The sequence below is a fragment of the Azospirillum lipoferum genome (assembly GCF_024170005.1).
GTDB lineage: Bacteria > Pseudomonadota > Alphaproteobacteria > Azospirillales > Azospirillaceae > Azospirillum > Azospirillum lipoferum.
Genome location: NZ_JALJXJ010000018.1, coordinates 144,497 through 168,871, shown reverse-complemented (window position 1 = coordinate 168,871; position 24,375 = coordinate 144,497). Strand labels below are relative to the sequence as shown.

At 66.6% G+C, this 24,375-nt stretch carries 17 protein-coding genes; 4 read left to right on the top strand and 13 right to left on the bottom strand.

Annotation, left to right across the window (positions count from 1 at the left end; translation table 11 throughout):
* Positions 1–10 precede the first annotated feature (10 nt).
* From J2848_RS30855 to J2848_RS30825, 7 genes are all read right to left on the bottom strand, one after another.
* Positions 11–304 carry a phosphopantetheine-binding protein gene (locus tag J2848_RS30855; protein WP_098737743.1) on the bottom strand — a complete coding sequence of 98 codons (294 nt, stop codon included), beginning with the start codon at positions 302–304 and terminating at the stop codon, positions 11–13.
* A gap of 340 nt (positions 305–644) precedes the next feature.
* Positions 645–1,577 (bottom strand): polysaccharide deacetylase family protein, encoded by a 933-nt coding sequence (locus tag J2848_RS30850; RefSeq protein ID WP_149234195.1) that lies wholly within the window; start codon positions 1,575–1,577, stop codon positions 645–647.
* 78 nt (positions 1,578–1,655) lie between these two features.
* A complete protein-coding gene (locus tag J2848_RS30845; protein WP_246194235.1) occupies positions 1,656–2,825 on the bottom strand; it encodes a glycosyltransferase family 4 protein in 1,170 nt (389 codons plus the stop codon).
* Between the two features lie 399 nt (positions 2,826–3,224).
* Entirely contained in the window at positions 3,225–4,424 is a 1,200-nt protein-coding gene (locus tag J2848_RS30840; protein ID WP_149234196.1) for a glycosyltransferase family 4 protein, read from the bottom strand.
* Between the two features lie 23 nt (positions 4,425–4,447).
* Complete coding sequence (locus tag J2848_RS30835; protein ID WP_149234197.1) at positions 4,448–5,434, bottom strand: glycosyltransferase family 2 protein; 987 nt, start codon at positions 5,432–5,434, stop codon at positions 4,448–4,450.
* 70 nt (positions 5,435–5,504) lie between these two features.
* Positions 5,505–6,860: an O-antigen ligase family protein gene (locus tag J2848_RS30830; protein WP_149234198.1), complete on the bottom strand. Its 1,356-nt coding sequence runs from the start codon at positions 6,858–6,860 to the stop codon at positions 5,505–5,507.
* Positions 6,861–7,110: 250 nt separating this feature from the next.
* Positions 7,111–8,562, bottom strand: a complete 1,452-nt coding sequence (locus tag J2848_RS30825; RefSeq protein ID WP_149234199.1) for an exopolysaccharide biosynthesis polyprenyl glycosylphosphotransferase — start codon at positions 8,560–8,562, stop codon at positions 7,111–7,113.
* 814 nt (positions 8,563–9,376) lie between these two features.
* On the opposite strand from J2848_RS30825, the gene J2848_RS30820 reads away from it, so the two are divergent.
* On the top strand, positions 9,377–10,855 hold the full coding sequence (locus J2848_RS30820; protein WP_149234200.1) for a lipopolysaccharide biosynthesis protein: 1,479 nt from the start codon (positions 9,377–9,379) through the stop codon (positions 10,853–10,855).
* Positions 10,856–10,897: 42 nt separating this feature from the next.
* Complete coding sequence (locus J2848_RS30815; protein ID WP_149234201.1) at positions 10,898–11,545, top strand: serine acetyltransferase; 648 nt, start codon at positions 10,898–10,900, stop codon at positions 11,543–11,545.
* Between the two features lie 97 nt (positions 11,546–11,642).
* Here J2848_RS30815 and J2848_RS30810 read toward each other — a convergent pair whose 3' ends face one another.
* From J2848_RS30810 to J2848_RS30790, 5 genes are all read right to left on the bottom strand, one after another.
* Complete coding sequence (locus J2848_RS30810; protein ID WP_149234202.1) at positions 11,643–14,159, bottom strand: cellulase family glycosylhydrolase; 2,517 nt, start codon at positions 14,157–14,159, stop codon at positions 11,643–11,645.
* A gap of 222 nt (positions 14,160–14,381) precedes the next feature.
* The gene (locus J2848_RS30805; RefSeq protein ID WP_246194237.1) at positions 14,382–15,347 is read right to left on the bottom strand and encodes a class I SAM-dependent methyltransferase; all 966 of its coding nucleotides are present in this window, start codon (positions 15,345–15,347) and stop codon (positions 14,382–14,384) included.
* Between the two features lie 158 nt (positions 15,348–15,505).
* Positions 15,506–16,798 carry an endo-1,4-beta-xylanase gene (locus tag J2848_RS30800; RefSeq protein ID WP_149234204.1) on the bottom strand — a complete coding sequence of 431 codons (1,293 nt, stop codon included), beginning with the start codon at positions 16,796–16,798 and terminating at the stop codon, positions 15,506–15,508.
* 137 nt (positions 16,799–16,935) lie between these two features.
* The gene (locus tag J2848_RS30795; protein WP_149234205.1) at positions 16,936–19,278 is read right to left on the bottom strand and encodes a GumC family protein; all 2,343 of its coding nucleotides are present in this window, start codon (positions 19,276–19,278) and stop codon (positions 16,936–16,938) included.
* Positions 19,279–19,281: 3 nt separating this feature from the next.
* A complete protein-coding gene (locus tag J2848_RS30790; RefSeq protein ID WP_246194239.1) occupies positions 19,282–20,106 on the bottom strand; it encodes a WecB/TagA/CpsF family glycosyltransferase in 825 nt (274 codons plus the stop codon).
* A 422-nt stretch (positions 20,107–20,528) separates the two neighbouring features.
* On the opposite strand from J2848_RS30790, the gene J2848_RS30785 reads away from it, so the two are divergent.
* Complete coding sequence (locus tag J2848_RS30785; protein WP_149234207.1) at positions 20,529–22,832, top strand: helicase-related protein; 2,304 nt, start codon at positions 20,529–20,531, stop codon at positions 22,830–22,832.
* 104 nt (positions 22,833–22,936) lie between these two features.
* On the opposite strand, the gene gpmA is transcribed toward J2848_RS30785, so the two are convergent.
* A complete protein-coding gene (gene gpmA, locus J2848_RS30780; protein ID WP_149234208.1) occupies positions 22,937–23,695 on the bottom strand; it encodes a 2,3-diphosphoglycerate-dependent phosphoglycerate mutase in 759 nt (252 codons plus the stop codon).
* A gap of 277 nt (positions 23,696–23,972) precedes the next feature.
* Between gpmA and J2848_RS30775 the strand changes: the two genes are divergently transcribed.
* Complete coding sequence (locus tag J2848_RS30775) at positions 23,973–24,374, top strand: cyclic nucleotide-binding domain-containing protein (protein WP_149234209.1); 402 nt, start codon at positions 23,973–23,975, stop codon at positions 24,372–24,374.
* Position 24,375 lies beyond the last annotated feature (1 nt).

Here is a 24,375-nt window from a genome sequence, read left to right as displayed (position 1 = left end):
TCCCGCCGGATCAGGCGGCGTTGCGCAGTTCCTGCTTGCGGCCGACGAAGGCGGCGATGCGGTCCACCGATTCCAGGTTGTCGGCGACCATGTCGTCGTCGTCGACGGCGATGCCGAAGCGCTCTTCCAGGAAGGCGACGACGTGCATGATGCCGGTGCTGTCGATGATCCCCGACTCCAGCAGGGACTCGCTGTTGTCGAAGCCGGAGTCCTTGCCGAGCAGGAAATTCTCCACGATGAACGCGCGGATTTCCGGCAGGGCGGGAGCGGTCAGGGTCGTGTCGGTCAGGGTGGCGGTCCGCATGTCTCTGAAAACTCCTGCTGGGTTCGGTCGACTTGGTCTGTCGTAACGGGGGGGTCGTAACGGGGGTTCGGGCGGAAAACTGGTCGGTCTGAACGGGGGCCGGCTATTGGCTGGAACTCTGCCGGGGGTAGGTTCGGTTACCCCTTGTCATGTGTCCCGCGACGGGTCGGCTCCTTGTTCTCGCATCGGCTTGACATGCAATTTTATTGTGATGCTTGCGGTGGTTTGCGAGGGCTCAAAGGATAGGAGTGGATTGAAGTCTGTGGTTAGCCACTCTGTTGTCTGGTAATAGAGCTTGTCGCGAAGCGACTGACGTTCGGCGTGGCGCCGGCATTCACGGTCATACGCCTGCCGACTTGGGCTTTACCATCGCACCTGCCCATTCGGGCATGGCCTGATCGGCCGGATCAGCTGCACTCGTGGCCTTGTGCTTGCGCAGCCAAGCCGGAATGCCGGTCAGCTGGACGCTCAGCCACTTCACCGTCGCATCGTCGGACACCGGGAAGGCCTTAAGCCGCAGCGGGTCGGTGGACGCGTCGTTCCAGCCGGGATCGATGGTGCGGGCAGTGCGGTAGCCGGCTCGCCGGATCTCCTCCACCTCGCGGTCGCTGAAGTCGCCATTGGGGAAGGCGAAATGACGGCAGGGCCGGCCCAGCGCCTCCTCCAGTTCGGCACGGCACAGCGCGATCTCGTCGGCGCAACGGCCGTCGTCGCATTGCAGCAGGATCGGGTGGGTACGGGTGTGGGCACCATAATCGGCGACGTCGGTCATTCGTGCGATCTCGTCCCAGGTCATTGCCTGACGGTCGGCGCCGTCCTGGTCGGGATCGTTTCCGGCTTGCGCCAGCAGGCGGCGGCGTTCGGGGTCAGGGACACGCTTCAGCCGCTCCACCCCGATGCCGTCGGCGGCAGCGGTCTTCCACCAATAGGGGCGGGCGGTGCCGACGATCTGGCTGCACAGATAGATGGTCGGACGCAGGTCGAACTCGCGGAACAGAGGTGCCAGCGCCGTGTTGTTCCGATGCCCGTCATCGAAGGTGATGACCAGCGGATAGTCCGGCAGCTTGTCCCAGCGGCCGGTCTCCATTGCGGTGGCGACGGCGTCCAGCGTGGTGAAGCCGTAATGCTTGGCGTACCAGCGCAGATGCTCGCGAAGAACCTCCGGCGTCGGGTCGTGGTAGACGACGATGGTCACGGCGTGCCGCGCCTTCAGGAACCGCTGCATCGCACCGAATCCCGACCAGCGCACCAGATTGGCGATCGCATTTTTCATGGTGCCCCTTCCTTCCTGTCGATGCTCCCGGTCCAGACTTCGAAAGCCTGAACCGGGAGAGGCCTGCCGCTTATCGGGTCAGCCGGTCGTGCTTTTCGAATGGCCGGCCGGTCCGGCGGCCGGAACCGGTCCGGCGGGAACCGCGGGCGTCGCGCTCAGGCTGCCGCGGGCGTTGCGGCGGTAGATCTCCAGCAGCCGCTCGCGGAACACGGCGACGTCGAACTGGCGTTCCCACCGCGCGCGGGCACCGGCACTGAGGTTGCGGCGCAGGGTGCGGTCATCGATCACCCGGGCCAGCGCATCGGCCAGTGCCGCTACGTCGCCCGGCGGAACCAGCAGCCCGGTCTCACCGTCGGCGATGGCGTCCGGGACGCTGCCGACCGGGGTGGCGACGATGGTCAGCCCCTCGGCCATCGCTTCCAGGACCGACATCGGCAGGCCTTCGAACATCGAGGGCTGGACCAGCACATGGGCACCGGCCAGCTCGCGCCGGCAGCCGGCCTGATCCAGCCAGCCGGTGAAGCGCACGCGGTCGGTGATGCCCAGTTCCGTCGCAAGGCTGCGGTAGGTTTCCAGATCGCCGTCACCGGCGATGGTGACCTGCCAGTTGCGGTCGCGGCAGGTGGGGGAGGCCAACGCGTTCAGCAGGACGTCAATGCCCTTCAGCTTGATCAGCCGGCCGAGGAACAGCAGGCGGACCGGACCGGCGAAGCCGTCCTCCGCATCGTCACGCACCGGCGGAGAGGCGGGCCCCGGTACGGCGTTGTGCAGCAGGGTGGTGCGCTGACGCGCCTCCGGCCCGAAGGCTTCCGCCACCCAGTCGCGCCAGAACTCGCCCAGCACGACGATCTCGCTGGTCATCGCCATCATGCGGCGGATCGCCCAGCGCATCACCGGACCGGCGTCCTTGAACTGCTTGGGGAAGCGCCCGCCATGCAGATGCAGGACGACCGGCACGCCGAAGGCGCGGGCCATGGCGATCAGAATGCCCTTACGCAGGACACTGCCGTACTCCGCCATATGGATGTGGACGAGGTCGGCCTTGCCGGCGACGAAGCAGCCGGCCAGCCGCGCGGACGCGCGCGCGAAATAGAGGGGCATCAGGTGGAATTTGCCGGGGCCGTAGCTGTCGATCACCTCGAACTTGACGTCCGGGCAATTCTGCCGGAAATCGGTCGTGAAGTTGTCGACCACACGGCCCATTCCGCCTTTCTCCTGGGTGCCGCCGGGGGAGACGATATAGATCATGTCCGCTCCTGATCCTTTCCCGGCCCGCCTTTCCTGCGTTGCGCCCCGGCTTTTACCGTGTGACGTCCGTCTTTCGACGGCTGCGGCGGGCTTGTTATGTTTTCGGCCTTGGTCCTTCGCGACCCGTTCGGTCAGACCTTGCGAGGTGCGTCGTGGTGCGGCCGATGGGCTGCCGCCCTTGGGAATTTGCGGGCTGCCGCCCTTTGGAACGCGCCGCGGCCGGGGACCGGGCGACGTTCACGTACAAGTTTACGCGATGCAGCATCCGCACGCTGTGGAGCGACCGAACGGGTTGGCGTGCCGGTATGGTTACCCAACCTGTGCATGTGAACCTCCCGTTCGGTTATGCCCGCATTGATTGTTTTCTAATCCGATCATCGACACCGTCATGACCATGGCCTACCGCCGTTTGGAGGCGGCGGCGGCCGATCCGGCCAGCTTGCCCAGGTCGCCGGACAGCTCGGCTCCGCGGTCCAGTTCCTGGTAGATCGCCAGCAGCGACTTGGCGTAGGCGTCGATGACGAACTGTTTCAGGAACAGGCGACGACCATTCTCCGCGAGTCGGCGATAGAGCACCGGATCATGGCCAACCTGGACGACCGCGTCGGCCAGGGCGCCGGCATCGTTGACCGGGATGATGCGGGCGGTCTCGCCATCGGTCAGCACCTCCGGGATCGAGCCGACCGGGGTGGTGATGACCGGCAGCTGCGCCGACAGCGCCTCCAGGATCACCATAGGCAGCCCTTCGTGGGTGGAGGGCAGCAGCAGCATGTCGTGGGATCGGATGTGCGCGTGCGCCTCCTCCCGGCCGATCCAACCCAGGAAGCGGCACTCCTCCGCCACGCCCAGCTCCGCCGCCATGGCGCGATAGCCGTCGACGTCGCCGCCGCCGCCGATGGTGACGCGGAAGGGCTGGCCGCGTTCCTTCAGCAGGGCGCAGGCGCGCAGCAGCGTGCCGATGCCCTTGCGCTCCGACAGGTTGGCCAGCACCAGCAGGGACAGGACCGCCCCCGGCGTCGGCGGAACCGGCGCGCCGAGGTCGGCGCCGACGTCCGGTACGGCGTTGTAGAGCACCCGGATCTTGCGGGGATCGGTGCGGACCGACTGCACCAGGAAGTCGCGCCAGTTGTCGCCCAGCACCACGACCCGGCCGCAGCGGTTGAACAGCCAGCGGCTGATGCCGCGGGCGAACATGCCGCCCTCGAAGAACTCGACGAAGGAGGCGCCGTGCAGGTGGACGACGGTCGGGCAGGACATCAGTCCCGACACCAGCTGGACCGCCGCCTTGCGCAGGAAGCTCGCGCGCTCCGACACGTTGATGTGCACGACGGATGCTCGTCGCCGGGCCAGGATCCAGGCCAGCCGTGCCAGGGTTACGCCGAGATATAAGGGTGACAGCAGAACGCTACCGGTACCGCGGGTGTCGAGGATGATGGAGCGGGTCGTGCCCGACCGGTCGAACTGGTCGACGACGTAGCCCGTCATGCGGCCGATGCCGCCGCCGCCGTCGAGTGCGCCCGGCGTCGCGAACACGACGACGGTCCGGGTGGGTGCATCCGGCTGGCCGGCAGAGGTGCGGATGTCGTTGGTGCTGTCCATAGGCGTCGTGGTCCTTTTCGTGCTCAGGCGGCGTCGGACGCGGAGAACAAGGCCTGCCGCAACCGACGGCGCAGGCCGACCGGCATCAGCGAATGCATGGTGAAGGTGGCGAGCGCCATCGGTGTCGGCTGGCCGTCGCGCAGCGCCGAATTCAGGATGCGCCAGCGCGTTCCGGCGGTCCGGGCCGCCTGCTCGCCGCCGGTCGCCTGCAACAGCAGGCTGGCATAGGCGCGCGGCGACAGGTGGTCGCGCATCGCCTCCGCCCATTCCAAGGCGTGGTTGATGTTGTGACAGGTCGACAGGGTGACGCGGTTGTTTTCCTCGGTGTAATGGACGGCCATCACGTCGGGGATATGGACCAGCGCCACCCCGTCGATCCGTCCGCAGGTGATCAGCCATTCCCAGTCGTCGAAGCGGGACTTGGGCACCGGGTTGCGCAGCAGCAGCGCCTTCGGCGCCAGCAGCGTGGTGGTGGGGGCGAAGGTCTCCCCCTTGAACAGGCCGCGGCGGACGAACAGGTAGTCGCCGATGGCGTCGGCCGGGGTGGCGAGACGCCGCGGCCAGGCGAAGGTGCCGCGGGCGGTCACCACCTGGCAGCGGCAACTGACGATGGGCAAGCGGATGCCGGCCGGGCGGCCGGCCATCTGCAACGCGATCTTCTCCGCCATCCAGTGGTCGTCGTCGTCCAGGAAGGCGATCCAGTCGCCTTTCGCGCAGCGCACGCCGATGTTGCGGGCTTCCGCCGCCCCGTGATTCGTCTCCAACTCCATCACGGTCAGGCGCGGATCGGCCAGTGACGCCAGATGCGAGGCGGTGGCCGGATCCGGCCCGTCGATCACCACGACGACGTCGAGGTCGCGATAGGTCTGGTCGAGAGCGCTGCGCACCGCCCGCATCACCATCTCCGGACGGTTGCGGGTGGGGATTACGACGGTAACCTGTTCGTTGGTCGTCTGCTCGTTGTTTGCCGGGTGGTTGCTGCTTGCCGGCTCGTTCTTCTTCGGGCTCATGGGTCTGCCTTCGGTCGAAGGAAAATGGGAAAGGTCGCGGAAGACGGGGCGGAAGGCCGCGGCTGGTCGGCTAGAGCGCCCGGCCGCCGCCTTGACCGGCGTAGGGCCCGGCATAGGCGCTCCGCCCGGCATAAGCGGGGGAGGGGGCGGCACCGGCGGGCACATGCCGGCGCAGGCGGTGCTGTTCCACCGCCCTGTCATGCAGCAGGCGCTGCCAGCGGCTCTGCTGGATCAGCCGGACGACGGCGATGGTGGCGATCACCCAGTTCATCGAATGGCGTTCGGCGAACACGCTTTCCGACACCGACACCGCCAGCAGCGCGCAGCCGACGGCGAAGGCCCAGGCGGCCTCTGGCCGGCTATTGCCGTAGCGGGCGGCGAAGAAGCCCTGGAACAGCATGCGGCCCAGCACCACCACCACCAGCGCGACACCGACGAGGCCGAGGTCGAGCGTCAGCTCCAGCCAGCCGCTGTGGGCCGAGGTGATGCCCCAGTCGCGGGTGAAGCTGGACCCCGGTCCGTTGAAGCCGGACCAGTAGGCGGCATAGCCGTAGCCCTGCAAGGGCCGCTCGCCGACCGAATGGACGATGTGCTCCCACAGCACGGTGCGGCCGGTCAGGGTCGGATCGCGGCCCAGGGCATAGAGCACGTCGTACCAGAAGGTGGCGCCGGCGGTGACCATGATGACCAGCAATGCCAGCAGCAGCGCCATGGTGGGGGCGAAGTTGCGGATGCTGCCGCGCAGCATCGTGGTCGACAGCAGCGCCACCGACACCAGCACCGAGGTGACCAGACCGGTGCCCGACCGGCTCATCACGATCAGCAGCATGGCCAGCAGGATCAGCGGCCGGGTGACCCAGCGGCCCATTTCCTTCTGCCAGTCCAGCCAGACCAGCGCCAGCACCAGCCAGACCATCATGCGGCCGGTCACGTTCTTCTGGAAGAACACGCCCTTCCAGGCGCCGACATGCTGCGCGCTGTCCAGACCGATCGTCGGCATCGCGAAGATCATGAAGAAGGACACGAACATCAGGAAGGACAGCCCGACCACGATCAGCCGCATGATCTCCGGAAAGCGGAAGCGCAGGGCCAGCCAGATGCCGAACACCGTGGTGAAGAGGAAGGCGATCGACCGGCGCAGCGTGATGTCCGGGAACAGCGACCACAGCGCCGTCATGAAGGCGAAGGCCATCATCGCCGTCAGCGCCGGGCTGGCGAAGGGAATCTGGAAGGCGATGGCCGGCCGCAACGCGATGGCGGCGAGCACCAGAACATAAAGACCGCCGTACAAGACGGTGACGCCGGCGGATTCGAGATCGCCGGCCAGCGGGTCGCCGCCGGTCAGCATCAGCGGAAGCACCGAGCCTCCGAAGGCGATGATGCCGATGACGGCGATGCTTTTTTCCAGAAAATCCAGGATTTTCATCCGCTTTCCCTCAGGCTGCCGTATCGCGTTCGGCTGTGCAGCACTGAAGATGCGGCTGGCACCTCTCATCTCGTAGGCGGGCGGTGGCATTAGACCGAAGGAGGCTGGAACCGAAAGGGGTAGCCGTTTTCGCTCCGTCCCCGACCTTTACCTCCCGAAAAAGGGAATGGAGCCTAAGCATTCCAACAAAAAGACCCCCGCGCGGGTGGCGCAGGGGTCCGGCTGGCATCCGGTTCAGGGGAGGGCGGCTTTAAGAACCGTCGCCCTTCAGCACCATCACCGCGGTCTTGCAGAGGATGAAGAAGTCGAACAGCAGGCCGCAGTTGCGGACATAGAAGACGTCCATCGCGACGCGCTCCTGGAAGGTGGTGCGGTGACGCCCCGACACCTGCCAGTAGCCGGTCAGGCCCGGACGGACGGTGCCGATCACCGCCGCGGAGTCACCCACCTCCGGCAGTTCCTTGGGCATGTAGGCGCGGGGGCCGATCAGGCTCATGTCGCCCATCAGGATGTTCCACAGCTGCGGCAGCTCGTCGAGCGAGGTCTTGCGCAGGAAGCGGCCGAGCGGGGTGATGCGCGGGTCGACCGTCAGCTTGTGGTAGGTCGTGTACTCTTCGCGGGCAACCGGGTCGTTCGCCAGCAGCTGCTGCAGCTGCTCTTCCGCATCGACGTGCATGGAGCGGAACTTCAGCAGGTCGAAGGTCTGCTTGCCGCCGGCCCAGCGCTTCTGGCGGAACATCACCGGGCCGGGGCTGTCCAGCCTGATGGCGACGGCGAGGCCCAGCATCAGCGGTGCCACCAGCACCAGCAGGATCGCCGACAGGACGATGTCCATGGCGCGGCGGATGCGCAGGTAGCCGGTCGGCGGACGGACGCTGACGCGCAGGGCCAGCGAGCCGTGCAGGTTGTGGTAGGTCGCATCGACGGCACTGACGTTGCCTTCGCCAAGCACGCAATAGACCTGACGGAAAGGCAGGGTGCGGACCAGGCCGGTCAGGTCGCTGCCGTGGCGGCCCATGTCGGCGACGATGGCGGCGCTGGCTTGGCGGGCGACGGCGGGCGACTTGGCCAGCAGTTCCACCGGCCCCATCACCGGCAAGCCGGCGACGCGGGTCTGCCACAGATTGTCGTCGTCATCGACGAAGCCGACCGGCCGCATGCCGAGCCAGGGCAGGCGTTGCAGCTTCTCGGCGATGGCCGCACCCTGCGGACCGGCGCCGACGATCATCACCGGCGTGCGCCAGTCCAGCGCGCTGGACAGCAGCCCCTGGATCAGAAGCAGGTCGGCGACATAGGTGATCGCGAAGCCCAGCAGCGCGATCGACAGGGCCTCCACGAAGAAGGAGCGGAAGCCCTCCATCACGATGAACGGAACCGCCAGCACGGCGCAGCAAAGAAATGCCGCCTGAAATGTCCGTCTCGTCCGTTCCATATAATCGAAGCGTCCGAGGGTGTAGATGCCGAACACCGACTTCACCAGAGGCACCAGCATCAGGCCGGTCACCAGCGAACGCTGCCACGCGGCGGCCTCCATCGGCTCGGCCAGCGCATCGGCGCCGAGGAAATGGTTGAGCGTCCAACCCACCAGGGCGAGGACCAGTCCGTCCGAGAGTGCAAGCAACAGCCCGGGGGCGATCGTCGGGATCGTCGCCTTTTTTGCCGAGGTCAGATCGATGACCACTTCTGGGTCCAGTTTGCTCATCGCAGGTCCCGTGGTTGAAGGGAATGCCAGCCACCGCACGGCCATTCGTGCGGATGGTCGCTCGTCATCAGCGTCTCTTGGGATTCGGCCGGTCTTTACTTTGCTGCGCCGCTGCATTTCCAGTGGCGCATTTATGTAAAGATCGCTCTTTCATGATTTTGGTGGGCCGATCCGCTGTTCGTTGAGGACGAATTAGGATGAGGAAGCTCGGCCAGCAACAGTGCATACGGACGTTGATTTCGCGTCCGCGATACCACCGGAGTTTCGAAGGGTACGGGTGCCTGAATATTAATGGGGATACTTTCGGATGCGGTCCCCAGCGGGTATAGCGTTTCGGATTAACGGCAAGGTGGTGTCGCACCCCCGGCGGCGCGACCGATCTCCGCAATTTTTGGGTAGAGACCGTGCAGACCTCCCCCGACCGGACGGAAAGCCATGGAGCGAACGGGGGTGATCGCCGAACTTGCGGGGTGGCTCCACCACCCGGATTTACCGAAGGGAGCCCCTCGGCAATTCCGAGCGAGGGCGTGGCGCGAACGCACCCTTGCCTGTTGCGGGGCGCAAGAGGCAGCGTGCGAACTCGCCGGAAAGCCTAATCGGAACGTCCAGGATCTCTGACCGAAGCCGTGGTGACTAGCACCGAAGAGTGTTGCGGTCGCTTCAAGGCCGAATTGACGCTGTCCCGACCTCCGCCAAGATTTGGCGCGTTCTTCTTCCTTGTCTTGCGCCCGCATCACCCGCCGGCCGCAACACTCCCCGCAAGTCAGGCGGGTGGGAAGGAAGAGGCGGACTAGCAGGGGGCGAAGGAAACCGGATGGCTGTCGAAGCTGGTACGATCATCAAACATGGCTGGATGTTCATGGTGGCGAACGTGGTCAACCGCGCCGCGGGACTGCTTCTGCTGCCGCTCTATGCAAAGGTCCTGTCACCGGCGGAGTTCGGCGTCTATGCCCTGATCAGCGTGGTGGGCGACATCGTTGCGGTCATGCTGATGATCGGGATGATCAACGCCTTCACCGTCGTCTATTTCGAACATCCCGACGACCGCGGCCGGTCCCGCGTGGTCAGCACCACGATGATTGGGCTGTGGGCCGCCTCGCTGGCCTTGCTGGCGGTGGCTCTGCCGGCCGGCTGGGGCGCCAGCGACCTGCTGTTCGGCGGCAGCGACCAGGGCCCGATCATCGCCTACGCCTTCGCCGGCATCGCCTTCAGCGCCGTGTTCGAACTGGCGCTCGCCTATTACCGGGTCCACAAGCGGTCGGGCACCTGCCTGCTGATCTCCGTCGGCAAGGCGGTGGGGCTGATCGGCCTGAACCTCAGCTTCCTGCTGGTGATGGACCTTGGCGTGACCGGAATCTTCCTGGCCAACGCCATCACCTTCGTCGGTCTGGGCATCGCGCTGACGGTGGCGATCCTGGGGGCGAACGGCGTCGGCTTCTCCTTCGGCATCCTGAAGCGGGTGACGGTGCTGGGCCTGCCCTTCATGCCGCAGACCATGCTGGACATGGGCAACCAGTTCGCCATGCGCTATCTGGTCAACCTGCTGATGGGAGTCGCCGCGGTGGGCGTGCTGTCCTTCGGCCTGCGGCTCGCCACCATGCTCTACATGTTCCTGACCGCCTCCTTCCTGCAAATCTGGTCGGTCAGCCGGATCGAGGCGCAGGACAATACCGCTGGCCGCGGCCAGTCGGAATTCGTCTTCTACCTGTTCGTCGTGCTGCTGTCGGCGGCAGCACTCGGCATGGCGCTGACGGCGCCGGAGGTGCTGTGGCTGATCGCGTCCAGCGAGTACGATACGGTGCTGCCCTGCATGCCGCTGCTGGTGCTGGCCTACGTCGTCCACGGCGTGCGGATGCATGCCGAGGTCGGGCTGGTGAAGACCAAGAAGGTCGGCGTGCTGCCGGCGATCTCGCTGGGCGGGCTGGCGATCGGCACGCTGATCATGGCGGTGACGCTGGGGCCGCTCGGCCTGATGGGCGGCGCCATCGGCGTGCTGGGACGCGAACTGGTGATGCTCGGTGCGACGGAGGTGCTGTGCCGCCGCCTCAGCCCGAACGAGCCGCCGCTGAGCGCCCTGCGGGTGACCGGCATCCTGGCGCCGGCTGCCATCGCCTATCTTGCCGGTCTCGCCCTGTTCGGCTTCGAGGTCAACCCGACCTTCGCCGCCGCCAAGGTCGGGCTGACCATGCTGTTCGCCGTCGCCGCCCTGTTCGGGCCGAGCTTCGGCAAGGCCGACCGCACCATGCTGTTCCGCATGACCGCCCGATTTCTTCGCCGGCCGCAAGCAGCGTGAAAGCCGGCGTGACAATGCTTGATCGGAGAGGATGACACCGCGATGCAGGACGCTCCGCGCTACACATTTCGGCAGACGGTCGCGGCGGACGCCACCCGCTATGGCGGGGGCTCCGGCCTTGGGGCGGTGCTGAAGCTGCTGGCGGGAAACCGCATGTTCCGGGTGACCTTCACCCTGCGCAGCTGTCAGGCGCTGGACCGGATGGGCGGGCCGCTGGGGAAGCCGCTGCTGGCCGCCTGTCGATTGCTGCACCGCTGGACCCAGCACTCCGCCGCCATGGATCTGCCCTGGGAAACCCAGGTCGGACCGGGTTTGCGCATCCTGCACGGCTGGGGGCTGGTGGTGAACGCCAACGCCCGCATCGGCGCCAACGTCACCCTGTTCCACGGCGTCACCCTGGGCCAGAAGGACGATCTGCTGCCCAGCGGCCGGGTGACCCACTATCCGGAACTGGGCGACGGCGTGTGGGTCGGGCCGCATGCGGTGGTTATCGGCGTCAGCATCGGTGACGAGTGCATCGTCGCCGCCTCCTCCGTCGTCACCAAGCCGATGCCGCGGCGGAGCGTGGTCGCCGGCAATCCGGGCAAGGCGGTGGCCGAGGTCACCATCCCCGATATCCCGCACCCGGCGCCGGTCGGCGGTGCGTCGGCCATGCTGCCGGGCAGTGCAACCTCGCCGGTGCCGGGCTAAACGCGGACAACGGAAAACGGATAAGGACAAGGGACCGGCAGCAGAACTGCCGGTCCCTTGTCCTTCAGGCACTTACCCGGTCAAACGAACCGAACGGTCAGGCGGCGTGCGCCAGGCTGCTGTCCAGGTCCTGGTGGTTGACGTCGATGGCGGCAAAGGTGACGCCAAACACGTCGTGGCTGGCGAGATGCTGCGTCGTCGACAGGTCGGCGGCGGTGGCCGTGTCGTTGGCGGCGGTGCTCACCGTGTGGGCCAACAGGTCGGCCGAGCTGAGCGAGGCAGCGGCGGCGGCCTTGGCGGCGGCGTCGACGATCGTGCCGGTGCCGGTGGCGTCGGCGATGGTCGCGGCGGTGGCGTTGGAGATCTTCAGGCCGAAGGTCTCGTTGCCTTCCGACACGCTGTCGCTCAGCACCTTGACCGTCACGGTCTTGGAGGTCTCGCCGGCGGCGAAGGTCAGCTTGCCGCTGGTGGCGGTGTAGTCGGAGCCGGCCTTGGCGGTGCCATCCACCGTGGCGTAATCCACCGTGACCGGGGTGCTGGAGGCGGACGACAGCTTGACCGTGAAGGTGGCGTTGGCCGTGTTGGCGGTGGTGGTCGGGGTATCGAACACGGCACCTTCCATGGCGCCCTTCACGATGGCGGCCTTGGTCTGGTTGATGGTCTTGTAGTCGTCCATCAGGATGCCGCCGACGTCACCCGATTCCGGGGTCCAGGCCCAGAAGGTCCAGCTCATCCCCTTGTCGCCGGCCGCGATGTCGCTCTTGCCGTCCAGGTTCCAGTCGCCGTTCAGGTACTTGGCCAGGGTCTTGCCCCAGGTCTGCTCGGCAGCGCTGCTGAACTGGCCGCCCCATTCGCCCAGCATGATCGGCGCGGTGTCGTTCTTGTACAGGTAGCCCCACATCTTGTCGTACTGGGCCGGCAGGTTGTTGGGGTAGTTCGGGTCGGTCAGCCAGCTGAACTGCCCGACGCTCTGGCCGTAGGCGTGCGGCGAGTAGACCAGCTTGTTGGGAGTGTCGAAGTGGATCGGGCGCGACTGCGCGCCGGCCAGCGTGCTGCTCCATTCCGTGCCTTCGACGAACAGCAGCCAGTCCTTGTTGACGGTCTGGATGGCGTTGCCGATACGCTCGGCGGCCGAGGCCCAGTCGGTGGCGGCGCTACCGCCCCAGGTGGCCGATACGCTCGGCTCGTTGTGCAGGTCGGCGCCGATGACGGTCTCGTTGCCGGCATAATGCTGGGCCAGCATCTTCCAGTTCGCGATCATCTTCGATTCCGGGTGGGCATCGGTGTACCACAGCCCGTGTTCGTTGGTGCCGGCGCCGCCGTCGTTGCGGTGGTGGTCCAGGATCACCTTCATGCCGAGCTTGCCGGCGTAGTCGATGACCTTGTCATAGACTTGCAGGCGGGTCAGGCCGGCCAGATCCGGGTTCTTCGAATAGTCGATGCCGTTGGTCACCGCACTGCTGTCGAACATCTCGTCCGACATGGTCATGCGGATGGTGTTGAAGCCCAATGACTTCATGCTTTCCAGATGGTGCTGGTAGCTGTCGGCCCACAGGCCGGCGGGCACATAGTTGTAGCCCTCGCCACCGAACCAGTTGACGCCCGTCAGGCGGACGGTGTGACCGGCCTCGTCGACGATCTGGTTGCCCTGGGTGTGCAGGAAGCCCTGGATGCCGCTGGAGGTCTGACTGCCGGTCGGCTCGGTCACCGTCACGTCGCTGACGGACAGGGTCGGCTTCGTCGGGGTCGAGGTGCCAGGATTGGTGGTGCTGCCGGCGAACCAGGACTTGTCGGCCTTCACCTCCATGGTGCCGTTCCACCACAGGGCCTTCTGGCCGGCGATCACGTCCTTGCCGTCCAGGGCGCCCTTGTCAATCGACACGATGCTGTCGGTCGGGTTCACGGCATGGCCGCCGATGGTGATCTTGTTGACGTACAGGTTGCGGTCGACACCGCCGACCACACCGTCGTTGTCGTACTGGATCTGGACCTTATGGGCGACGTCGTTGCCGACGTTGGCGGTGAAGGTGAAGTCCTTGGCGGCGGTGCCGGCGGTGCCTTCACCGATCATCTTGCCGTCGACCAGAACCTTGAAGTGGGCGTTTACGCCGCCGGCCGCGTTGCCGTAGGCATTCACGACGATCGGCGTGCCGCCGGTGGTCGGAGTGGTCGGTGTCGTGGGGGTGGTCGGCGTGGTCGGGGTCCCGGTGGCGCCGGCGAACACGTCCTTGGACATGTTGAAGTCGAGCGAGCCGCTCCAGGACAGAACTTCACGGCCGGACAGGGTGCCCTGGCCGTCAGCGGCGTAGGAGACCGTCGAGCTGTTGGAAGCGATGGTCTTGCCGTTGACTTCGATCGACTTGACGATCAGGTCGCGGTACATGCCGGACGTGTCGGTGGACAGCCAGTCGTTATCGTACACAACCTGAACCTTGTGCGCGGCGTCGGGCGCCACCTTGGTGGTGAAGCTGTAACGACCCGCGCTGGTGGAATTGACCGTGGCCTGGCCGACGGAGACGCCGTCGACGAGGAACTTGAAGTGCGGCCAGACTCCTCCGGCAGACACACCCGAGGCATTGACGACGAAGGTCATATCGACGGGGCTCGTTGCCATTGGAAGTATCCTCTTTTCCGTGAATTTCGCTGGAGCCCAATCTGGCCGGAAAAGGTTAATGAGGTATTTCAAATTTTAGCGAAATGCGGCTCTAATGCCACTATCACTTGTGAAAAGAAAGAGACACGAAAAACCCCTTTGCCGATGCAATGCAGCAACAAAGGGGTTTTTCGTGTCTCTAAGTATTTGATTTAGCGCTTTTTTGCAGCGCTCAAACGGGTCTCATTTGGGCTTGTGGGCGACCACGAACACCTCTGGACGGAACAGATAGAGCTGTCCAACCCTTCCGAGCTTGCGATTTAGGGTTAACGGAAGCCATCCCAAAAATGCCTCGACCAGCTTCGCGTAGCCGAGATAGGCGCGGCTGGCGAAATGCAGGTTCATCCGGCGCCGCACCACCATCGGCAGGATGTAGACCGCCTCCACCCGGCCGAAGCCGGCCTCCCGCAACATCGCCTGAGTCTCTGCCCAGCCATATTCGCGCAGATGCATGCAGATCGGCTCGTTCAGGCCGAACACCTCAGACAGGTCGGCCGGACCGGCATATTTGTGCGGCATGCTCAGAATGTATCTGCCGCCCGGCTTCAGGATGGTATGGACGTTCGTCATGTGGGTGACGACGTCCTCCGGATGCATGTGTTCCACGACATGGGTGGAGATCACGCTGTCATAGCGGTCGGCCGGCTCGAACTGGGCCAGATGGATGCCGTCGCTGTTCTTCCAGGTGACGTTGGAGTCCTGTTCGATCCAGGTGGCGCCCCGCTCGCGCGTCACCTCGGTGGCGACGCAGCGGTAGCCGTGACGGGCGAGATAGCGCAGGAGCCGGGCCTTGCCCGACCCGACCTCGTAGACGTCCTGCGGCCCGCCCAGCAGGGTCAGGAAATGCCGGAAGTCGAGGTCGTCGTTGCGGGTGTGGGCGTCGTCCTCCGCCTCGTTCAGCCAGGGACAGCTGGTGTAGAGCGTCGTATAGGCCTGCTCGAACACGTCCCAGCGCTCGTCCGGCTTACTTGCCAGAAGCTCGCGGGCGAGGCGCCGCTCCAGGTCCCAATGGCGCTGCACCATCTCGGCGGTCAGCGGATAGGTGGGCGAAAGGTGGAACTTCCGCCGGTAGCGCTCGACGAGCGCATCATCAGTCGTGCGATCGGCGGGCAGGCGATCCATCGGCAATGTGTCGGCTGTGTTCTGCACGATCGACCTCTCCATCGGATGGGTACAGGACGCGTTGAGGGACTCTAAACGGGAGCGGCAGCGGACGCGCGCGCGCGAAGGAGAAAGTGCGCGGGCCTATCGCAGGGGGTGGACGGCGCCAAAGGCGTACCTCCGCGGCACGGTGCCCAGGGCAAGGGTCACCCCGACCGCGCCTTGCCGGTACGCGCCTTCTCCCGCAACGTCTCGACCACCGCCGTGTAGAGCGGCAGCGGCCGGGAGTTCTCGTCATAGGGAGAGGGGTGGGCACCCAGGTCCGGATGCTCCCGCGCGATGAAATTCAAGTCGGAGCGCAGGTGCCACCAGCACAGCTCCTCCACCCGGGCGTTGTCCAGCATGTCGGCGAGATACTGGCGGGCCAGCTGGGCCATCGCCCGGTCCTTCTCGGCGCGCGACCAGGAGCGGGGCAGGCGGGTCTCGTCCACATCCATCTCCGTCAGATGGACGGACAAGCCCAGCCTGTCGACCGCGCGCAGGAACTTGCGCATGCCGGCGCTGTCATAGGGCTTCCCGCCGATCAGGTGGCTTTGCAGCCCGATGCCGTGGATCGGCACGCCGCGCTTCACCGCGCCGGTCAGCCAGTCGAGCAGATAGGCGCGCTTGCGCTGCTGCCAGCCCTCGTCGATCTCGATGCCGAACTCGTTTAGCACCAGTTTCGCCTTTGGAAAGGCCTTGTGGACATGATGGAAGAAGGGGTCGAGCCAGTCCGACCCCTTCTCCGCCCCGCCGGCCGCCACCCACCACATGCCGCGGCGGAAGCCGTAGCGGTCCTGCTCCTGCGGGTGGCTCTGCACCGTCTCCCAGAAGAAGACCTCGTTGGCCACGTCGATGCGGTAGAAGATATCGCCATAACGTTGCCGCACCGCCTCCACCACGCCGGTGAAGCGCGGCCAGACGGTGTCGGCGCTCAAGCTGCCCTCCGGTGAGAAATAGGCGCTCTCCGAAATGCCCAGCTCCGCCTGCCGGCCGGCGGGAAGCTTCATGTAGGGCGGCATGCCCATATGCTGCCAGATGATCGTGTGCCAGTTCGGCGTTGCGCCGATGCTGCGCGCCAGCTCCACCGCGGCGTCGAAGCGGCGCCAGTCGTAATTGCCTTCGGTGTGCTGGAAGACGCCCCATTTGCCGCCATTCTCCGGTGTGACGACGTCGCATTCGCGCGCCATCAGCCGGTCGAGCATCAGGTCTTCCGGATCGATGAAATGGTCACGCGCGGCACCGTGGCGGATGCCCAGCGCACGGCAGGCTTCGCGCAAGGTCACAGCCGGCTCTTCCGCCTGCGGCTGGCTGGCGGCTTCCGCCGCCGTCGGACCGCTGGCGCCGCGGCAGCTCGCCAGCACCGCACCGGCGGCGGCGGTCCACAGCAGGTCGCGGCGGGTTGGACGCCATTGGTTCAGGCGCCATTTGGGAAAACCGGGCTTCGGACTCTCGATCATGAGGAGGGGCTCTCTTCCTGTCGCAGGGGCCGGTCACAGGTTCTGGTCATAAAGAGGCCCCTCCCTCCGGGCGCCGCAGCGTCCGCAGGGGAAGGGCCTCTGGGTCGAAGGAGCTTCAGGTCACCTTGGCTTCCCGCTTAAGGAGCGGTCCGCAGGGTGGTGTCGCCGTAGTATTTCCGGGTCGCCACATAGCTGTTGTAGGGGCCCTGGTACCCGCGCGATGCCGCCTTCTTCAGGTTCACATCGGTCATCACGGCGACGAACTTGCTATGGTCGATCGGGCCGAGGTCGGCGACTGCCTGCAAATCGCTGGCGGTGGTGTGGCCCCAGCGGCTGACGAACAGGACCTTTGAGGCGGCACCGCAGACGATGCGGGCATCCGACACGGCGAGCGCCGGGGCGGTGTCGAACACCACCAGATCGAAGTGCGGCGACAGGCCGGCCATCAGGTGGATCAGGCCGTCGACGTTGAAGCGGTCGAGCGTCTCCGACATCAGCCGGCCGGCCGGGATCATCGCATAAGGCGCGTCCTCGCTGCTGTGCACGATCTCGTCCAGGGTGGCGGTCCCGGAAATCCAGTCCGACAGGCCTTTCTTGGCCGACAGGTTGAACAGGCCGTCGATGCGCGAGCGGCGGAAGTCGGTGTCGACCACCACCACACGGCGGCCGGCCTGGGCCGCGACCTGGGCGACGGCGAGGCTCATCGAGGTCTTGCCATCCTGCGGGCGGGCCGAGGTGACGGCGATCGAGCCGACCGGACCCAGATCCGACAGATGGTTGCGGAACAGGGCGCGCATCGATTCCGCGAACAGCGAGAAGGGATGGTTCTGGAAGATCTGGTCTAGGCGGCCGCGGGTGCCGCGGGTGGAGTGGTGCGGGACGATGTGGACCGTGCCGACGCCCAGGATGCGGCGGACGGCGTCCGGGGTGCGGATGCGGCGCTGGAACAGCTCGATGCCGAAGACGATGAAGACGGCGACGGCGAGCGAGGCGAAGAAGCCGGCCAGCAACAGCAGGATGCGGAACGGACCCGACGGCTCATGCGGGACCTGCGGCGCCGAGACCAGCTTGACGGCGGTCGGGAAGGCGCGGTTGTCCTGCTGGGCCTGCACCTCTTCCAGACGGCCGAGCAGGCTGTCCAGCAGCTGGCGCTTGGCCTGGGCCTCGGCCTCCAGCGTGCGCAGCGGCACCGCTTCCTCGGCCATGGTCTGATAGCCGGATTCCAGCTTGGCGATCATCGCCTTCAGGGCGTTTTCCTGCTCGATGGCGACGTTGGCCGCCTCGCGGACGCCGCCAATCTCGTGGCGGACTTCCTGCTGCAAGGAGGAGTTGGCTTCGTTCAGGCGGGCCTGGAGTTCCTGGATGCGCGGGTGCTTCGGACCATACTGGCGCGACAGCTGGGCCAGTTCGGTGGAGATCGAGGCGACGGTGGCGCGCAGCTGGGCCACGACCGGGGAGGCGAGGCTGCCGCCGTTGCCGGCGCTGCGTTCCAGCGTCTGGGCCTGGGCGACGGCGCGGGCGCGGGTGGCCGAGGCCTCGGCCAGACGCAGGCGGGCCTGCTCAAGCTCGGTGGTGGCCATCAGGCCGTTGGTGCCGTTCTTGACGAGACCGGCCTTGAAGCGGACGGCGTCGACCTTGGTGTCGGCGGCGGCGACTTCCTTGCGCAGGGTGGCGATGCGGTCTTCCAGCCAGGCGACGGCGCTGGTGGACAGGTCGCGGTCCATCTGCTGGCGGGTTTCCATGTAGCGGCGGACGACGGTGTCGACTACCTTCTGGGCGATCTCCGGGTCGCCGGCGGTGTAGCGGACCTGGATCACGCGCGACCGGCCGACGACGCCGACTTCCAGGTTGCGGCGGACACGGTCGAGCACGCCGTCGATGCTGTCGGCGGCGCGGCTCTCGCGCAGGTGGGTGTCCTTGGTCATGTTGTCGCCATGCGCCAGAACGGCCTGGACGACGCCGGGCAGCTCCGGACCGAACACGGAATGGGCCTTCTCGCGCGTCCAGGCGGTGGCGCGCTCGACGAAGGGCTTCGTCTCGTCGGCCTGGACCGGCGGGTTGTATTCCTGGTTGGTCGCCAGCTTCAGGTCGGTGACCGCCTGGGACAGCACGGCGGTCGACTTCAGGATTTCGATCTCGCTGAGGATCGCGCCGTCTTCCGGCGTGATCGAGTTCAGTGCCTGATCCTCGGCACGGACGACGCGGACCTGCCGGTTGTCGACCAGCAGAAGGGCTTCGGAGGTGTATTTGTCCTTCATCAGCGAGACGGCGAAAGCCGACAGGGCGGTCAGCGCCAGCACGATGAGGATGATCAGCGTCTTGTGCGCCGCCAGCACCCGCAGGATGAAGCGGAAGTCGGGGCCCATCGCCGGAGCGGGGCCGTCGAACTCACGCGGCACATGGTGGCCGACCTGGGTGGGCCACGCCGGAGCCGGCGGGCCGCCGTGGCCTCCGTTGTTGATCTGGGGAAGGTTTTCCACGTCTCAAAGCTCCTTCTGGATAGGCGACCGCCGGATCGGTGACGGAGGGATCCGGGTGGAAGCGGGCGCTGCGGCGCCCGTCCCGCGGGTTCGGAGGGATGCGGCACGGCGAAGGCGAAGGGTGCTCCAGGCAAAGCCGAAGGCACCGATGCAATAGCGGCGGAACAGGCGGCGGGGCTCCTGCGCCAGTCGGAAGGCCCATTCCAGGCCGGAGCGCTGGACCGCTTCCGGGGCGCGCTTGAAGCGGCCGGCCAGGAAATCGACGATGGCGCCGCCATTGACGATCAGCACCGGATGGTCGAGCGCGCGTTTCAGCTCCGCCGCGACCTGTTCCTGCTTGGGCATGCCCATGGCGAGCAGGATCACGTCGGGACGGTTGGTCCGTGCCTGGGCGATGTAATGCTCCACCGGGTGGAAGCCGTGCTGAAGGTCGGCGTAGCGGTGCGGCGTGACTGCCTCCAGTGTTGCGCGGGCGCGGTCCAGCCACGGGGTGGCGGTTCCGTAGATCGCGACCTTGCGGGCGCTCAGCGTCTTCAGCAGCAGCGGGATGAAGTCGGTGCCGTTCATGTTCAGGCCGGCCGGCATGCCCAGAACCGGCAGAACCACCTGCAATCCGATCCCGTCGCGCAGCAGCACGTCCGATGCGCCGAAGGCGGTCAGCGCCGCGTCCGAGCTCATGCAGACGTTCAGTCCGTGCGCGTTCAGGAAGGACAGCACCGTCGGACGGTCGACCGCGCCCAGCCGTTCGATCAGGGCCCGGCGCTCGCCGTCGTTCGAAATGCACCGCATGCGCTCGATCAGTTCCAGGACGTCACGAGGGTTCGGCATGCGCATCTCCCAAAAAAATTAATCGGAACAAAGCATTGACCGTTTCGCGACCGATCTTGCGGCCGGTCCGGCTTGGCCTGATGTCGGGCCTGCCCGCCGGGCGGCGGCGGCTAACCCGTTGGGGGCGGACCGCCAAACCTGCGTGGCTCTATGTGGCCGTGCCTCCCCCCTTTTCGCACGGGCGAGATCGGCGAAACGGTGACGGATTCGAATTAGCCCGGGCTTGCTCCCATCGGGGGATTCGGCTTGCCGAATCGACCGGTCGGACCCATAAAGTGAGACCCCGGCCATAAAGAGAGACCCTGGCGCTCTATGGCTGTTGTCTGAGGGCAGAGCCTAACGGCCTTGCCGGACTGGCTGCTCGGCCGATGCGGCCGGCCGAAGCGCTTGCATGACCGGGGCAATCTCAAGAAAAGACGATCATGACCGACGACACTTCCGACAACGCCCGTTCCGGCCGCACCCCCGGCACCGCTGACGAATTCGACCGCCGCGACGCCCTGCGCGCGGTGGCCGCCGTGGTGCGCGGCGACGGGATCGAGGTGGACGCCGACAGCACCCCGGCGCGCTGGTCGGTCGCGGTCAACCATGTCGTCCAGATCCCCGGCACCGATCGCAAGCTGAAGCTGCGTTTCAAGGTGGCGCTCGGTCCGCTGCCGGACATCGAGGCCGACCTGTGGGGCCTGCTGACCATCGACGAGGGGTTCGGCCGGCCGCAGGCCAAGGCGTTGGGCAAGCGGGTCAAGGGGGCCTGCCTGTCCTCTCCCGCCATCGCCAAGGCGAAGGAGCGCGTCGACGGCTGGTTTGCGTCGATGGCGCAACGTGCGGCCGGCTTCGGCGAGTCCTGGCGGCCGAAGGGCTTCGCCGACGAGTTGGGCCGTGTCGTCGGCTTTGGCGGCCGCATCCCGCGTTTGCAGACCCTGCTCGACGCGATGGAGGAGGCCTTCTCCACCGCCGCTGCCCGTGCCGGCTTGAAGGTGCGGCGGGAGCGGCTGGAGAACGCGTCCGGCATGGGCGTCTATCTGGACAGCTTCGCTACCGCCCGCGCGATGATCCGCAAGCTGCGCCTGTTCGTCGGGCCGACCAACTCCGGCAAGACCCACGCGGCGATGGACCGGCTGGCGGAGGCGGAAAGCGGCTGCTACCTCGCCCCGTTGCGCCTGCTGGCGCTGGAAGGGCAGGAGGCGCTGGAGACGCGCGGCCGGCCGTGCAGCCTCGTCACCGGCGAGGAGCGCGACGTGCGGCCGGGCGCCGCCTTCACCTCCTCCACCATCGAGATGGTGAACACGTCGAAGGTCTGGGGTGCCTGCGTCATCGACGAGATCCAGATGATCGGCGATCCCGATCGCGGCTGGGCCTGGACCCAGGCGGTGGCCGGCGTGGCGGCTCCGGAGATCCTGATGACCGGCTCGGCCGACGCCATCCCCTACGTCAAGCGTCTGGCCGACGCGATGGGCGAGGAGCTGGAGGTCATCGAGTTCACCCGCAAGTCGCCGCTGCGCGTCCAGGAGGAGCGGGTCAAGCTGGACGAGGTGAAGTCCGGCGACGCGCTGATCGCCTTCTCGCGCAAGGACGTGATGGCTCTGCGTCACGATCTGCTGGGCCGCAATCACAATGTCGCGGTGATCTACGGCGCCCTGTCGCCGGAGGTCCGCCGGGCCGAAGCGCGCCGTTTCCGCGAGGGCACCGCCGACGTGCTGGTGGCGACCGATGCCATTGGCATGGGGCTGAACCTGCCGGTCGCCCGCGTCGTGCTGTCAACCACCCGCAAATATGATGGGCGGGAGGAGCGGGAGCTGACCGCGTCGGAGATCCGGCAGATCGGCGGACGTGCCGGCCGCTTCGGCATGCATGAGGAAGGCCGCGTCGCCGTGCTGGACGGCGAGAACATCAACCCGGTGCGCCGGGCGCTGACCTCGCCGCCGGTGCCGCCGGAAGATCCGCGCTCGTGGATTTCGCCCAACCTCAGCCATGTCGAGGCCATCGCGCGGGAGCTGGACACCGATAGCCTCGCCAAGGTGCTGCGCACCGCGGGGCAGGAACTGCTGCGCGCCAACCAGACCTTCCGCATGACCGACCTGGAGCAGCGCATCCAGGCGGCGGCCGCGGTGGACCGCGCCAAGCTGCCGCTGGCTCAGCGCGACATGCTAGCCCGCTGTCCGATCGACACCCGCGACCAGAACAACCTGCGCCTTCTCGGCGGCTGGGCGGTCAACCAGGGCCGGGGCATCCCCAACGCCGCTCCCGATGCCGCCGAGCGCTTCCGCCACAGCGTCGGCACCGACGTGGAACTGGAGAAGGCCGAACGCGCGGTGAAGGAACTGACCGCCTATGCGTGGCTGGCCTACCGTTTCCCCGACGCCTATCCCGAGATGGATTTGTGCCAGGAACGCCGGGCACACCTGAACGCCTTCATCGAGCGGACGCTCGCCGAGCGTTCGCTCGCCCGCGCCTGCCCGGTCTGCGGCACGCGGCTGAAGGCCAACCACCGTTTCCGCGTCTGCGACAATTGCTACAGCAGCCGCGTCGAGGACCGCCGCGATGGTCGTCGCGGCCCGCCGGAGCGGGGCAGCAAGGCCGGTGGGCACCAGCACCACTTCCACCATCCGGTGGCGAAGGAGGGTGGGCGCGATGGTGCACGCGATTCGGGGCGGGGCGCATCGCGTACCGGCCGGGGGCCGAAGCGGCGGAGTGCAATCCCCTCTCCCCCCCGGGGAGAGGGTTAGGGTGAAGGGGGATTCACAGCGAGGATTCTCGGGATAGCCACGCCGTGCATCCCCCTCACCCCGGCTCTCTCCCCAGGGGGAGAAGGGGGATTCCCGATCAAGCTTCACGCCGCCGCGCTGTCCTTGCCGGCCCCGTCACGCTTCGGCCAGTTGATCTCCTCGACCGTGCCGTTCTCGCCCAGGAAATAGCGGCGCAGTGGTGTCAGGTCGGCGCCCAGTTCATAGACCAGCGGTCGGCTGGTCGGGATCTCGAACAGCGGGATATCCTGGTCGGCGACGTCGTCCAGGTGTTTGACCAGCCCGCGCAGGCTGTTGCCATGGGCCGACACCAGGACACGGGCGCCCAACCGCAGGGCCGGGGCGATCTCGTCGCGCCAGAAGGGGATGACGCGTTCGGTGGTGTCCTTCAGGCTCTCGCCGCGCGGCAGATTCGCCTTGGCAAGGCCGGCATAGCGGCGGTCAGTGACGGCTGAGCGCGGATCGTCTGGCTCGATCGGCGGCGGCGCCACGTCCCAGCTTCGCCGCCACTGGAACACCTGCTCAGCCCCGTGGCGTTCCGCCGTCTCCGCCTTGTTCAGTCCCTGCAGCGCGCCGTAATGCCGCTCGTTCAGGCGCCAATGCTTGTGCACCGGCAGCCACAGCCGGTCCATGTCGCGCAGGACGAGGTGCAGCGTCTCGATCGCCCGGCTCAGCACCGAGGTGAAGGCGATGTCCACGTCGATGCCGGTCGCCTTCAGCAACTCGGCGGCCTTGCGGGTTTCGGCGATGCCGCGGTCGGTCAGGCCGACATCGGTCCATCCGGTGAAGCGGTCTTCCGCATTCCACACGCTCTGGCCATGGCGCAGCAGAATCAGTCGGTGCATCGCGGGTCTCCCTTCCGTCTCACGCCACCTTGAATCGGGAATGTTCTGAAACAGGGCTGTAATCGTGCCGGTTCCTGCGACAGATCACCGCACTCTTTGGCTGGTAAGGGATCTGGTAGGGCAGCCTGCGGTTTCAATCCGGTTTCATGATTGCTTCCACAGACACCAATTATGTCAGCCGCGAAATCATGGCGACATACTCGAACAATAATCGTGCGGTACGGTCACCCTACTTGGAAACGCCGGCCCGGCCGGCCACAGCGGATGGGAAGGGACGATGACGGAACCGAACACGGGGTCGCAGACTTCATCCGGCACCGCGGGCCTGCGGGGCGCAACGCCGAACAATTCCGATTATCGCTTCAGCAACCTGCCAACCTTGCGTACCGAGGCCACGATGCTGCATCATCATGACGTCATCTCCAGAGCCGTTTCGACCGACCGCGAGATCACTCTGGAGGCGCTTCGTGTGTTCACTTATCTGAGCCGGAGGCTCCATTTCGATCGCTCCGTTCCGGTGCTCCAGTCCGAACTGGCTGATGCGCTGGGCATGCAGCGGCCCAATGTGAACCGGGCCATCAAGCTGCTGGAAACCAAGCAGATCCTTCTGCGGGAATCCAAACTGGGGCGCGCGATCACGTTCCGGCTGAATCCGGGACTGGAGGGTGGCCGGGCCTGAG

Excerpts from the sequence above, each read along its gene's own strand:
- J2848_RS30855 (WP_098737743.1), bottom strand. The coding sequence starts at position 304 with ATGCGGACCGCCACCCTGACCGACACGACCCTGACCGCTCCCGCCCTG.
- J2848_RS30850 (WP_149234195.1), bottom strand. The coding sequence starts at position 1,577 with ATGAAAAATGCGATCGCCAATCTGGTGCGCTGGTCGGGATTCGGTGCG.
- J2848_RS30845 (WP_246194235.1), bottom strand. The coding sequence starts at position 2,825 with ATGATCTATATCGTCTCCCCCGGCGGCACCCAGGAGAAAGGCGGAATG.
- J2848_RS30840 (WP_149234196.1), bottom strand. The coding sequence starts at position 4,424 with ATGGACAGCACCAACGACATCCGCACCTCTGCCGGCCAGCCGGATGCA.
- J2848_RS30835 (WP_149234197.1), bottom strand. The coding sequence starts at position 5,434 with ATGAGCCCGAAGAAGAACGAGCCGGCAAGCAGCAACCACCCGGCAAAC.
- J2848_RS30830 (WP_149234198.1), bottom strand. The coding sequence starts at position 6,860 with ATGAAAATCCTGGATTTTCTGGAAAAAAGCATCGCCGTCATCGGCATC.
- J2848_RS30825 (WP_149234199.1), bottom strand. The coding sequence starts at position 8,562 with ATGAGCAAACTGGACCCAGAAGTGGTCATCGATCTGACCTCGGCAAAA.
- J2848_RS30820 (WP_149234200.1), top strand. The coding sequence starts at position 9,377 with ATGGCTGTCGAAGCTGGTACGATCATCAAACATGGCTGGATGTTCATG.
- J2848_RS30815 (WP_149234201.1), top strand. The coding sequence starts at position 10,898 with ATGCAGGACGCTCCGCGCTACACATTTCGGCAGACGGTCGCGGCGGAC.
- J2848_RS30810 (WP_149234202.1), bottom strand. The coding sequence starts at position 14,159 with ATGGCAACGAGCCCCGTCGATATGACCTTCGTCGTCAATGCCTCGGGT.
- J2848_RS30800 (WP_149234204.1), bottom strand. The coding sequence starts at position 16,798 with ATGATCGAGAGTCCGAAGCCCGGTTTTCCCAAATGGCGCCTGAACCAA.
- J2848_RS30790 (WP_246194239.1), bottom strand. The coding sequence starts at position 20,106 with ATGCCGAACCCTCGTGACGTCCTGGAACTGATCGAGCGCATGCGGTGC.
- J2848_RS30785 (WP_149234207.1), top strand. The coding sequence starts at position 20,529 with ATGACCGACGACACTTCCGACAACGCCCGTTCCGGCCGCACCCCCGGC.
- gpmA (WP_149234208.1), bottom strand. The coding sequence starts at position 23,695 with ATGCACCGACTGATTCTGCTGCGCCATGGCCAGAGCGTGTGGAATGCG.
- J2848_RS30775 (WP_149234209.1), top strand. The coding sequence starts at position 23,973 with ATGACGGAACCGAACACGGGGTCGCAGACTTCATCCGGCACCGCGGGC.